Source organism: Mucilaginibacter sp. P25, from assembly GCF_050859465.1.
Lineage (GTDB): Bacteria > Bacteroidota > Bacteroidia > Sphingobacteriales > Sphingobacteriaceae > Mucilaginibacter > Mucilaginibacter gossypii.
Map to the genome: position 1 here is coordinate 2,632,945 of NZ_CP193937.1, position 12,797 is coordinate 2,645,741.

8 protein-coding genes, 2 tRNA genes and 3 rRNA genes are annotated in these 12,797 nt (G+C 43.0%); 11 read left to right on the forward strand and 2 right to left on the reverse strand.

From position 1 onward, the window contains the following. Nucleotides 1–897: 897 nt before the first annotated feature. From ACRQ5D_RS13690 to ACRQ5D_RS13720, 7 genes are all read left to right on the forward strand, one after another. Nucleotides 898–2,418: ribosomal RNA gene (locus ACRQ5D_RS13690) — 16S ribosomal RNA — on the forward strand. Between the two features lie 212 nt (nucleotides 2,419–2,630). Continuing rightward, nucleotides 2,631–2,705: transfer RNA gene (locus ACRQ5D_RS13695), tRNA-Ile, on the forward strand. Between the two features lie 85 nt (nucleotides 2,706–2,790). Continuing rightward, nucleotides 2,791–2,867: transfer RNA gene (locus ACRQ5D_RS13700), tRNA-Ala, on the forward strand. Between the two features lie 225 nt (nucleotides 2,868–3,092). Then, nucleotides 3,093–5,972, forward strand: a 23S ribosomal RNA gene (locus ACRQ5D_RS13705). A gap of 233 nt (nucleotides 5,973–6,205) precedes the next feature. Further along, nucleotides 6,206–6,317: ribosomal RNA gene (gene rrf, locus ACRQ5D_RS13710) — 5S ribosomal RNA — on the forward strand. Together the 16S, 23S and 5S rRNA genes with 2 tRNA genes alongside form the textbook arrangement of a ribosomal RNA operon. A gap of 206 nt (nucleotides 6,318–6,523) precedes the next feature. Next, nucleotides 6,524–6,763 carry a hypothetical protein gene (locus ACRQ5D_RS13715; protein WP_090535008.1) on the forward strand — a complete coding sequence of 80 codons (240 nt, stop codon included), beginning with the start codon at nucleotides 6,524–6,526 and terminating at the stop codon, nucleotides 6,761–6,763. Between the two features lie 446 nt (nucleotides 6,764–7,209). Then, nucleotides 7,210–8,277: an AAA family ATPase gene (locus tag ACRQ5D_RS13720; protein ID WP_432329229.1), complete on the forward strand. Its 1,068-nt coding sequence runs from the start codon at nucleotides 7,210–7,212 to the stop codon at nucleotides 8,275–8,277. Nucleotides 8,278–8,498: 221 nt separating this feature from the next. Here ACRQ5D_RS13720 and ACRQ5D_RS13725 read toward each other — a convergent pair whose 3' ends face one another. Next, nucleotides 8,499–9,893 carry a transposase gene (locus tag ACRQ5D_RS13725; RefSeq protein ID WP_091162066.1) on the reverse strand — a complete coding sequence of 465 codons (1,395 nt, stop codon included), beginning with the start codon at nucleotides 9,891–9,893 and terminating at the stop codon, nucleotides 8,499–8,501. Between the two features lie 264 nt (nucleotides 9,894–10,157). Between ACRQ5D_RS13725 and ACRQ5D_RS13730 the strand changes: the two genes are divergently transcribed. From ACRQ5D_RS13730 to ACRQ5D_RS13745, 4 genes are all read left to right on the forward strand, one after another. After that, nucleotides 10,158–10,409, forward strand: coding sequence for a hypothetical protein (locus ACRQ5D_RS13730; protein WP_432329231.1), 252 nt, complete (start codon nucleotides 10,158–10,160; stop codon nucleotides 10,407–10,409). Nucleotides 10,410–10,474: 65 nt separating this feature from the next. After that, nucleotides 10,475–10,693, forward strand: coding sequence for a hypothetical protein (locus ACRQ5D_RS13735; RefSeq protein WP_432329233.1), 219 nt, complete (start codon nucleotides 10,475–10,477; stop codon nucleotides 10,691–10,693). Then, entirely contained in the window at nucleotides 10,690–11,517 is an 828-nt protein-coding gene (locus ACRQ5D_RS13740) for a hypothetical protein (protein ID WP_432329234.1), read from the forward strand. Before ACRQ5D_RS13735 ends, ACRQ5D_RS13740 begins: the two co-directional genes overlap by 4 nt. Before the next feature lie 154 nt (nucleotides 11,518–11,671). Then, nucleotides 11,672–12,019: a hypothetical protein gene (locus ACRQ5D_RS13745; RefSeq protein ID WP_432329236.1), complete on the forward strand. Its 348-nt coding sequence runs from the start codon at nucleotides 11,672–11,674 to the stop codon at nucleotides 12,017–12,019. A gap of 294 nt (nucleotides 12,020–12,313) precedes the next feature. Here the strand turns inward: ACRQ5D_RS13745 and ACRQ5D_RS13750 are convergent, their stop codons facing one another. Next, nucleotides 12,314–12,784 (reverse strand): hypothetical protein, encoded by a 471-nt coding sequence (locus ACRQ5D_RS13750; protein ID WP_091172016.1) that lies wholly within the window; start codon nucleotides 12,782–12,784, stop codon nucleotides 12,314–12,316. Nucleotides 12,785–12,797 lie beyond the last annotated feature (13 nt).

Genomic DNA, 12,797 nt, shown 5'->3' on the forward strand with positions numbered 1-12,797 from the left:
TATATATAGTAATGGAGCTCCAATGTCAGTGTATCCATAGTTTGAGCGTGTATTATTAGTATAAAAGCGTTGCACTATGTAATAATAGAAAGATAGGGTATACGTATTAGAGTTGTTTTTGGCTCGGAGTGGCTTATTATATATAGTATAAACAAATGGTAAACGATAGTTTGGAAGCGGCTGGGAGTAGAAATAAAGAGCGTAGTAAAGTTTTTAAACGAGAGTATAAACTTTTTCTCGTTGATGTATAGTTAGTTAAGGGAACATTAAGAAAAATAGTAAAGAATAATTTGGAGAAGGCGTAAAAGTGGCTACCTTTGCAGCCCGCAAACGAGGAAGTGAGTTAGCCGGGTTAGTACATTAAAAGGATAGAAAAGTAAAGGAAAAAAAGATTAAAATCTTTTTGTGGGAATGAAAAAAAATCCACACCTTTGCAGCCCGCAAAAGAGGAAAAGGAGAGAGCGAAGCGGGTCTGAAACTTTGAAAAATAAAAAATAAAAAAGTTTTGGAAATAAGAAAAGGTTTTCTACCTTTGCAGACCCAAACGGAAGGGAGCTTGAAAGAGCGAAAGAAGTTGAGGCTGAGCGAGTTCAGTCAATAAGAGAAGGAAGAAAGTTAACAATAGTTAATGAGTAAAACAAAAGAGCCGAAAGCGATTTTCGGGGAAACAAACTGACAAGTTAAGCGATGAAAATTGCGACGACATAATAGCTGATTCGGATGATGAAGCGAGCAAGTTCTTTTAAGAAATGGAAATCATGTAGCGTAACGGGAGATTAACCAAGGCTAAGGCTGAGGAAGATTGAAGAGTTACAAAAAGAAGAGAGGCTGTATAAAGATATAATAATACAGATTCTATTAATTAATAATAGGGTCAGTGGTTAAACAAAACATTTTACAATGGAGAGTTTGATCCTGGCTCAGGATGAACGCTAGCGGCAGGCCTAATACATGCAAGTCGGACGGGATAGGAGAGCTTGCTTTCCTTGAGAGTGGCGCACGGGTGCGTAACACGTATGTAACCTACCTTGATCAGGGGGATAGCCTCTCGAAAGAGAGATTAAGACCGCATAACATTATGATATGGCATCGTATTATAATCAAATATTTATAGGATCAAGATGGGCATGCGCAACATTAGCTAGTTGGTGTGGTAACGGCATACCAAGGCGACGATGTTTAGGGGATCTGAGAGGATGACCCCCCACACTGGTACTGAGACACGGACCAGACTCCTACGGGAGGCAGCAGTAAGGAATATTGGTCAATGGACGGAAGTCTGAACCAGCCATGCCGCGTGCAGGAAGACGGCCCTACGGGTTGTAAACTGCTTTTGCAGGGGAATAAACCTCGATACGTGTATCGAGTTGAATGTACCTTGAGAATAAGGATCGGCTAACTCCGTGCCAGCAGCCGCGGTAATACGGAGGATCCAAGCGTTATCCGGATTTATTGGGTTTAAAGGGTGCGTAGGCGGCTTTTTAAGTCAGGGGTGAAAGACGGTAGCTCAACTATCGCAGTGCCCTTGATACTGAAGAGCTTGAATGTACTTGAGGTAGGCGGAATGTGACAAGTAGCGGTGAAATGCATAGATATGTCACAGAACACCAATTGCGAAGGCAGCTTACTAAAGTATGATTGACGCTGAGGCACGAAAGCGTGGGGATCAAACAGGATTAGATACCCTGGTAGTCCACGCCCTAAACGATGAACACTCGATGTTGGCGATATACGGTCAGCGTCTAAGCGAAAGCGTTAAGTGTTCCACCTGGGGAGTACGCCCGCAAGGGTGAAACTCAAAGGAATTGACGGGGGCCCGCACAAGCGGAGGAGCATGTGGTTTAATTCGATGATACGCGAGGAACCTTACCCGGGCTTGAAAGTTAGTGAATGTGACAGAGACGTCACAGTTCTTCGGAACACGAAACTAGGTGCTGCATGGCTGTCGTCAGCTCGTGCCGTGAGGTGTTGGGTTAAGTCCCGCAACGAGCGCAACCCCTATGTTTAGTTGCCAGCATTTAAGGTGGGGACTCTAAACAGACTGCCTATGCAAATAGAGAGGAAGGAGGGGACGACGTCAAGTCATCATGGCCCTTACGTCCGGGGCTACACACGTGCTACAATGGATGGTACAGAGGGCAGCTACCTGGCAACAGGATGCCAATCTCTTAAAGCCATTCACAGTTCGGATCGGGGTCTGCAACTCGACCCCGTGAAGTTGGATTCGCTAGTAATCGCGTATCAGCAATGACGCGGTGAATACGTTCCCGGGCCTTGTACACACCGCCCGTCAAGCCATGGAAGCTGGAAGTGCCTGAAGTGCGTAACCGCAAGGAGCGTCCTAGGGTAAAGTCGGTAACTGGGGCTAAGTCGTAACAAGGTAGCCGTACCGGAAGGTGTGGCTGGAATACCTCCTTTCTGGAGCAGGATCTCTGAGTAATTCGGAACTGTTACCTACATGATATTTCTTAAAACACAAACAAAAAGACAAAAGGAAACCCAGAAGATGAAGCCATCTGTGGAATGTGCAAACGCAAGTAAGTACAGGACAAGTGGCAGTAAGCAGTGGCAGCAGCAGTAGGCAGAAAAGTCCTGCAAACTGCAACTGATAACTGCAACTAAAAACAAATAGTCCTGTAGCTCAGCTTGGTTAGAGCACTACACTGATAATGTAGGGGTCAGCAGTTCAAATCTGCTCGGGACTACAAAAAAGGAAGAAAGGGAAAAGGATAAAGGCAAAAGGTAAGAAAACCTTTCAGCTTTAACCTTTCAGTTTTCACCTCATCTAACGGGGGATTAGCTCAGCTGGCTAGAGCACCTGCCTTGCACGCAGGGGGTCAACGGTTCGAATCCGTTATTCTCCACCAAGTATTCTACAGTAACTATAATATAGGTTACGCTACAGATGAAAACTAACGTTCTTTGACATATTGGAAGAAGTAATTGAAAACAAGAGAAAACAACAGATAGAGACGTTGTTAGGTTCAATACTACAAAGAGACAAAGCAGCAATGCAATGACTCAATGAAATAATGACTTAATGACTGATCTAAAATAAAGACATACCTTGCGGCGCAAAAGGCGCAAGAGTAGAAGAAAGTAAGAAAGGGTACACGGGGGATGCCTTGGCTCTCAGAGGCGAAGAAGGACGTGATAAGCTGCGATAAGCTGCGGGGATTAGCAAATATGAATTAATCCGCAGATTTCCGAATGGGGAAACCTAGTTATTTGAAGAATAACTGCATAAATGCGCTAACCTGCCGAACTGAAACATCTAAGTAAGCAGAGGAAGAGAAAACAATAGTGATTTCCAGAGTAGTGGCGAGCGAAATGGAAGAAGCCCAAACCTGTTATGTTACGGCATAGCAGGGGTTGTAGGACCACAACATGAATATTAAATAGAACCGGAACGGGGTGGGAAACCCGGCCATAGAGCATGAGAGCTGCGTACGGGTAATAGATAATAGGATAGTGGTATCCTGAGTACCGCGAGGTCGGAGACGCCTTGTGGGAATTTGCCGGCACCATCCGGTAAGGCTAAATACTCCTGAGAGACCGATAGTGAACCAGTACCGTGAGGGAAAGGTGAAAAGAACCCCGAACAGGGGAGTGAAATAGAACCTGAAACCGTGTACTTACAAGCGGTCGGAGCCTGGCAACGGGTGACGGCGTGCCTTTTGCATAATGAGCCTACGAGTTACTCTTCCCTGGCAAGGTTAAGTGTTTAAGACACGGATCCGAAGCGAAAGCGAGTCTGAAAAGGGCGTATAGTCAGGGGAGGTAGACGCGAAACCTTGTGATCTACCCATGGGCAGGTTGAAGGTGCCGTAACAGGTACTGGAGGACCGAACCGATAAACGTTGAAAAGTTTCCGGATGACTTGTGGGTAGGGGTGAAAGGCTAATCAAACTGGGAAATAGCTCGTACTCCCCGAAATGTTTTTAGGAACAGCCTGGCGGTTGAGTTATAAAGAGGTAGAGCTACTAATTGGGTGCGGGGGAGTCAAATCCTACCAAATCCAGATAAACTCCGAATGCTTTATAATATACGCTGGAGTGAGGCTATGGGTGCTAAGGTCCATGGCCGAGAGGGAAAGAACCCAGACCATCAGCTAAGGTCCCTAAATTATTGCTAAGTTGAACTAACGAGGTCCGATTGCACAGACAGCTAGGATGTTGGCTTGGAAGCAGCCATTCATTTAAAGAGTGCGTAACAGCTCACTAGTCGAGCGATCGGGCATGGATAATAAACGGGCATCAAGCAGTATACCGAAGCTATGGATTCATATTAATATGACTGGTAGGGGAGCATTCTATTATCCGGCGAAGCAGGAAGGTAACTGACTGTGGAGGGAATAGAAAAGCAAATGTAGGCATAAGTAACGATAAGGCGGGAGAGAAACCCGCCCACCGAAAGACTAAGGTTTCCTGATCAACGCTAATCGGATCAGGGTTAGTCGGGGCCTAAGGTGAAGCCGACAGGCGTAGCCGATGGACAACTGGTTAATATTCCAGTACTTTTTATTACTGCGATGCGGTGACGGAGTAGTGACACTGACGCGAACTGACGGAATAGTTCGTTAAAGGCTGTAGGTATAGAGTTTGTAGTTAAGTACGCAGACTTTGCTGAAAGCTGATAGTACACCAAATCTTCGGACAAGGTGATAGTTCAGGTAATCAGACTTCCAAGAAAACCCGCTAAGCTTCAGGTAATAAAAACCCGTACCGTAAACCGACACAGGTAGTCGAGGAGAGAATCCTAAGGTGCTCGAGTGAATCATGGCTAAGGAACTCGGCAAAATGGCCCTGTAACTTCGGGAGAAGGGGCGCTGGTAGCAATGTCAGCCGCAGTGAAAAGGCCCAGGCGACTGTTTAACAAAAACACATGGCTTTGCAAAATCGCAAGATGACGTATAAGGCCTGACACCTGCCCGGTGCTGGAAGGTTAAGAGGGGATGTTAGTCGCAAGGCGAAGCATTGAATCGAAGCCCCAGTAAACGGCGGCCGTAACTATAACGGTCCTAAGGTAGCGAAATTCCTTGTCGGGTAAGTTCCGACCTGCACGAATGGTGTAACGATCTGGGCGCTGTCTCAGCCATGAGCTCGGTGAAATTGTGGTATCGGTGAAGACGCCGGTTACCCGCAACGGGACGGAAAGACCCCATGCACCTTCACTATAGCTTAACATTGATATCGGATACAGGATGTGTAGGATAGGTGGGAGACTGTGATCCAGCTTCGCTAGGAGTTGGTTAGTCAACGTTGAAATACCACCCTTTCTGTATTTGGTGTCTAACTCTACAAAGTGGAGAACATTGTTTGGCGGGTAGTTTGACTGGGGTGGTCGCCTCCAAAAAGGTAACGGAGGCTTTCAAAGGTAAGCTCAGTACGCTTGGTAACCGTACGTGGAGTGCAATAGCAAAAGCTTGCTTGACAGTGAGACAGACAAGTCGAGCTGGGTCGAAAGACGGATATAGTGATCCGGTGGTTCTGCATGGAAGGGCCATCGCTCAAAGGATAAAAGGTACGCTGGGGATAACAGGCTGATCTCCCCCAAGAGCTCATATCGACGGGGAGGTTTGGCACCTCGATGTCGGCTCGTCACATCCTGGGGCTGGAGAAGGTCCCAAGGGTTGAGCTGTTCGCTCATTAAAGTGGCACGCGAGCTGGGTTCAGAACGTCGCGAGACAGTTCGGTCCCTATCTGTTGTGGGCGTAGGAAGTTTGAGTGGGGCTGACCTTAGTACGAGAGGACCGGGTTGGACTAACCTCTGGTGAATCTGTTATGCCGCCAGGTGTACTGCAGAGTAGCTACGTTGGGAATAGATAAGCGCTGAAAGCATCTAAGTGCGAAACTAGCCACAAGATGAGACTTCCATTGAGGGTCGTAGGAGACTACTACGTTGATAGGTTACAGGTATAAAGGTGGTGACATCATAGCCGAGTAATACTAATTGCCCGAAGCTTTCTTCAGATAGAAAAACGTTCACTGGTTCATTTGTTCAGTAGTTCATTGGTAGCAATATCGTAGAATGAGGAATAAGTGAGCCGGTGACAACAAAAACAACAATGCTGTTGTTTTCTCTTACATTCAATCACTTCTTTCAATAATATGTCATTGTTCAGGCGAAAGGCCAAAGGATAGAGGCAAAAGGTAAGAAAACCTTTGACCTTTTACCTTTCAGCTTTCACCTCAACAAAAGAAATTCAGGTGCCTATATCGGCGGTGTCTACCTCTTCCCATTCCGAACAGAGAAGTCAAGCCCGCCAGAGCCGATGGTACTGCGGTAAAACGTGGGAGAGTAGGTCGGTGCCACCCTTTATCACTTTCAATGGTGCAATATCGCAAAAGCCTTAGCTAATAACTAAGGCTTTTTGCGTTATTGGCCGTTTCATAGGCCTGTCATACTCTCCATAGCGCGCTTCAGCGGCAACAAAAAATTACAAGTTAACACGCATACTTTTTATTGCGGTAACAATAACTTACGATGATTTTTTTATGTTTGCGCTTCCAAAAATAGCCCCATGGAATTTGAAAAATTAGCAGCCCAAATTAAAGCAGAAATAGCAAAACTGGATACCACGCCCGAGCTTGATAAAATCAACAGGGCTTTTGACGAGAAGATCCGCAAGGTGGAGGAAGCCCGCCGCGAGAAGCTGGCTACCGTGCCTGATAATGCCGTAGAACGCAAAAAACTCATCGCCGCCCTCGAAGCCCTTGGCGAAAAGTATGTTGAACCTGCTAAGAAGAAGAGCAGGGAATAAGGGATTGATTTTGTAGAAGAATTTAAAAGGTCTGCCAGGGTTTGGCGGGCCTTTTTGTTTGTTGGGGTGTCTGGTTGTGTGGGGGGCAATGATGGTTTCGGAGCATTGGCGCTTACCTGTATTGTACTGTTCAATTTTTGAAAGTGTAAACACCTGGTGTTTTATTGTAAAATTGAACGCCTGATAATCAGTGTTTTATAGATTAGTAAATCTGTTCAAAATCGCGATTTGAACAACTTGTATTTGATAATCAGTTGGTTATGTAAATTGGTTTTTGAACGTTGAACACCCGGTTTTTAAAAATTGAACACTGACAAAATGCTGCCACCATTGGGGGGCTTTTTAGTGGGTAAATTTGAGTGCCTTTCATGATTGCCGGCAGGTTGGCGGCAAATAACGATGGATGTTTCGGGCTTTTGAGCGGCCGGACAGGGGCGCGACAAATTATGGACCATACTGCAGAAAAACCCCTGGTTATTCAAATGATTCAAAATGAGGTGCGGGAAGCGGCGGCTAAGCTTGGGCGCAAGGGGGAGGTGGTGATCTCCGACCCGGATGCCGTGGTTGAGTTGTTTGATATTTACCCGGCCAATGAGTGGATGGCTATGGAAACTGAACACGAAACGCCCCAAATGCTGTTTGGCAACTTCTGGCTGGAGGGCGAGCTGTGCATCCTGTTTGCCGATACCAATATGGGCAAAAGCCTGCTGGCCGTGCAACTGGCCGACAGCATTACCCGGGGCGAACCCATTGCTCCCTTTACGCTTGGGGCCGAGGCCTCGCCGGTGTTGTATATTGATTTTGAACTTACCGGCAAGCAGTTTGAACAACGCTATACCGACGGCCAAAACCGTTATCAGTTTGCCACCGAATTTTACCGCGGCGAATACAACCAGTTTAACCGCGCAAGCTCGCATTATCAAAAGCTGGACAGGTATGTGATTGAAGCTTTAACTCGGGGCATTAAGCGTACCGACGCCCGAGTGCTCATCATTGATAATATTACCTGCCTGCGCAACGGAACCGAGAGCGCCGGGGCTGCCCTGTTGCTGATGAAGGAACTGAAAAAGCTTAAAACCCGCCATGGCGTGAGTATCCTGGTATTGGCCCATACGCCTAAGCGTAACCCGCGGCTGCCGCTGAGCCGCAATGATTTGCAGGGCAGTAAGATGCTCATCAATTTTTGCGACAGTGCTTTTGCCATGGGCGAAAGCCACTCTGTACTCGGCCAGCGCTATTTAAAGCAGATTAAGCAGCGCAGCACCGCCGAAACTTATGGTGCCGACAATATATGCCTTGCCCAACTGGAACGGCATCACGGCTTTTTAAAGTTTGTTTTTACGGGCAATGACTGCGAGAAAAACCACCTGCGCGACGCCTCCAGGCAAGAACGCGAACGGATGCACCGCGAGGCTAATAAATTAAGCGATGAAGGTTTAAGCCAGCGGCAGGTGGCGGAGCGGCTTGGCCTGAGCGTGGGGAGTGTGAACAGGATGTTGAATAGCCAGTTGTAAATCGGCGCTGTAAATAACTTTCGGCTGGCGCACGCGTGTCGCGTGTGTCTTATTGGAGTTGCCTGCTCTTTATGGCTGAATGATTATCCGAATAAAAGATTATAAGTTTTGTGATGATTAGATATAGCATGCGAAGCACACGCAACACGTGGCCGTTGCACAACGAATACTTAGACAACAAATAAGTATTCGTTATCTAATCACTTTCCTGAAAAACCTGATTAGGTGTAGTAAAAACGGGAGCTTTTAAATGCTTCTAAAAGGCTCATTATTACCTGCAAGAACGACTTTCCTTCATATTTAATTAACTTTTTAAGATTGTAAGCGATTCCTGCCATCAACATGCATTTATTGGCTAATTCTATTCCAATTGTATTTACTTTTCTCATTCCCAGGTACTCAACCAGCGTTCCAATGACAGGCTCCACTGTGCTTTTTCTTATGACCATCATTTGTTTGCCATAGGCCTCGTTTAATCGTTTGTGCATGTCGTCAAACAGCGGCTTAGAAAGCGAATTTGTAATTGTTTTATAGGTTGATTTTTTGAGGCACTGTTTGCGAACAGAACATACCGCACAATCGGATCGTTTACTCATATATTCTTTAGAAACGCCGTGATGATCCTTATAACCAATAAATTTTAAGCTATTACCCTGACTACATTGGTATGTATCATTTTCAGCATTATATGTAAAACCCTGCCGTTCTGACTTGTAAGTGCCTGTGTTGGGGATATATCCGGTAATTCCTCTTGAAACAAGGCTTTGCAATACAGTTGAACTGCTATAATTAGCATCCGCAATTACTTCCTTTACCTCCAAACCATGATCTCCGAGATTGGCACAAACTTTATCAAGCACTGTATCAAGACATTGGTTGTCCTTTTTGTCTGCATGGCAGGCTCCAATGCTTGTAATCACATAGCTGGATGTATCTACGCTAAGCTGACTGAGATAATTTAACTTAGTTACCTTGCCCGGTTTTACAGACATTCTCGCATCCGGATCAGTAGCACTTGCCCGGTTAGCATTACTGCGCTTTTGTGTTTTTTGCCTTTCTGATTTATCGGATAAGTGATCATCTCCTTCAGTTGCCTGACCTTCTTTTAACTGGTCTGTGAACACCTGTCCATCCTCTAAAATATCCTCAACACTACTCATTGATGCATTCGCTTTTACAAACACACTATCAACTGCCTGTCTTTTGCCGGTTAACATTCCTTTGTCTATGCACTGCTTTAATACTTGTTTAAATAATTGGTTAAATATGTCTTCATCATAAAGCTGACGGGTACGACTTAAAGTAGAATGCCAAGGCAATTCTTCGTCGATATCGTAACCAATAAAATAAAGAATATCAAGGCGCATGGATGATATGTTAATGATGCGCCTATCACTTGGCTGATTCTCCAAATAGCCTACGAGTAATAACTTAAAGAAAACAACCGGGTCAATACTTTTTTGTCCGTCTTTTCCGTAATACTTAGCAGTAGAAGCATATAAAAACTGAAGATCTAGTGTTTCTTTCAGCTTTCGGTATATGTTGTCTGCCGGAACACGGTCGGATAATTGGAAATTGGTAAAGAGTTTCTCTTGATAGTGCTTCTTTCCTTGCATGTCATTAAGATACTAAAAACCAGTATCTTAACATAAATTATTATAAAATAACTGGCGCGTTGTGCAACGGCCACAACACGCGTGCGCCAGCGAAGGATGTAGGCTTAGTAGGCGAGGCGACGATGCAGACTTAGCAATTGAGGCACACGCGACACGCGTGCGCCAGCGCAGGGCTACATACTCATGTAGGTTGGATAACAGAGGTATTTATAATTTGATTTTATTTGTATAATATTACATGTTAATACCAATAACCTCAACCGTATGACAATCTTTACATTAGAAGAGCTAAAAGATACAATTACATTGTTTAGTGCAACTGAAGCTGATTTTTGGAGCGAGAATAGCATTGTCGCTTTAGAGCATAATAATCATCAATCAGGTTGTATTTTAAAGGTATACGGTGATCAGGTTGACGAGATTGGATTGAAATGGACAAAAACAGTAGTGAAAAATGGTTACAAGGAAGAAAAGAAATTTATTGAAAAAAGTGCAGAGGCCATATCCTTTTTTTAACCAGACATTTTACTGAATTCAATGTCATCGAAGAAGCATGTATAGGGACTGGGGTTGATTACTGGTTGGGATACGATGACAAGCACCAAAAATATAATCCGAAAAATTTTTTAACTGCTCGTCTGGAAATTTCTGGAATTAACATTGAAACACTCTCGAATAGCCTTGAAAAACGTGTAAAAGTAAAGATGATGCAAACAGTGCCATCGGATGATACTGCTTTACCTGCATATATTTCTATTGTTGAACATTCTACTCCAAAAGCACATTTTAGCAAAAAATGAAAGACATCAAAAACATTCATGGCCGTGCAATGGAGTTGATGCGTATTGCAAATCAAAACCTCATTGATCGAAATAAAGAAGCCTATTATGAAAATACAAAGGCCGCCTTGGAATTGGAGGAAGAAGCAGCTTTTGAATTATTCGCAGATTTTGATAGCGAACCCACGAGATCGGTCTTATTTAGAAGTGCTGCAAACTTAGCTTATAATTTAGGAGAACATGGAAGAGCCGAGAAGCTCATTTATCAGGCGCTATCTGGATCTCCTTACGCAGAAATAAAAGCTGAATTAATTGGCTTAAAGGAAAAAATAGAGGATTCGCTTGTCAGGGAATTATCAGCGAATGATATTGTAGAATATAGTTATATAAATGTTATAAAGGAGAATGCAGTTAATCTAAAAATCGAACCTAAGACGGATAAATACTCAAAAGCTGTGGTCGTAGATTACATTGTAGACTTTTTGAAAAACATACAGACATCTTACAAAAATTTTGCTGAGATATTATTCAGAAAGAACTTTGGGGAAGACGAATACCCGAATTATGAAAATGCATTGACTTCGTTTCGAAAAGATTCTAATCTTCTAATGGTCAATTTGAATTATCAAAGTTTTGGTATTGGTTTGGTTGCTGACACTGAAATTATGAACTATAAATATGACATGAGCGAAAAGTTTGTCAGCTTTAAAAAACTCTTTTCGATGGATTTAAAAACGACGTTTTATTTGCAGATCTTAATTCTGAAAAATTTCATCAACAGATTGCTGAAAGATTCGATGATGAAGAACGAACTAAAATCTATTCTACTATTATTAATTCATTAGAAAGTAAATCTGATTATAAAATTTCTATATCCGATCAAGACTTTAAATTCAAGGTCAGAGAATTACCAACGATTAATAAAAAAGCACAGTCAATCTTAAAACCTAAAGTTGTAAGAGTTAATGAAACCGAAAGTGAATTAGTTATAAAAAAACAATGGAGTTAACAGATGTTGACGGTAATAAACGAGCAAAACTACAGACTGAATATTTGAGTTATGCGGAGTTTTCAATTGATATTTCTGACATCGACGAAAAACAACAAGATACTCGAATCTATTTCTCAGATCCTTACAATATTAAAATCGTTTTTGAAGGAAATAGGTTTTCAATAAATGATAGCTTTTTTCAAATTTACGTCGATAGTCAAGATTTCAAGGAAATCAAGAAAGCTTATGAACTTGCTTTAGTGCGAAAGTATTTAACTTTGTCAACTAATAATGATCTTTCGATTGATGATCAGGTTGTTTTAGAGAATATGAAAAAAACATTTTTAGTTTCTTAGTATAAATTCATAACCGGCGTGACTATGCAGGGCGGGTTTAAGTTTAAGGGGAGAGTACTCGCTACCTGTACGAAAACCTTTATCTTATTTAAATCTCCAAATTCCATTTTTAATGATAATATTTCTTAGCTGGCGCGAGTATGCAGCGGGAGGTTGTGGGGTGAGTACTCGTGACTTTTTTGAATTTGTATTGTAAACTTATATAGGATGAAGTATAAAGTCACGAGTACGCCGTGCTTTTGCCGACGCTGCATACTCGCGCCGGGTGGGGCCAGAGGGGAGGATAAAACTTAATTAATCATCGGATTCATCTATCTCGTTGTCATCAACAATAAACTCAACGTTAGCCGATAAGTTTAAAAATCTTAACGTTGGATGGTCATATGAATAATAAGCGATACTTTTATCCTGGAAAATATTTACAACTCTAAGAACTTCAGTTTTTGCGTAATATTTAAGACTACCACTATAATGAGGTTCGGTAATATTCCCAAAAGTTTCAGTCCCGGTTAACTCCACTTCTAAGTAAACGATTTCAACAAAGTCTTCTGTTTTTAAATCCCTTTTAGCATGATTAATTAAAATTATATCATTTTTTTTGAAATATTCTATAATCTTAGCTCTCGCAATTTCTATATAATCCAGGTTCGATGTTATGCGATTCCTAAATTCAGTATTGATAATGCTCCGAACTTCGACTTCGTCATTTTCATTATCAAACGGTCTATTGTAAGCCGCTTCGACCGTTCCTTGAAGGTATTCCATGATTAGTTATATA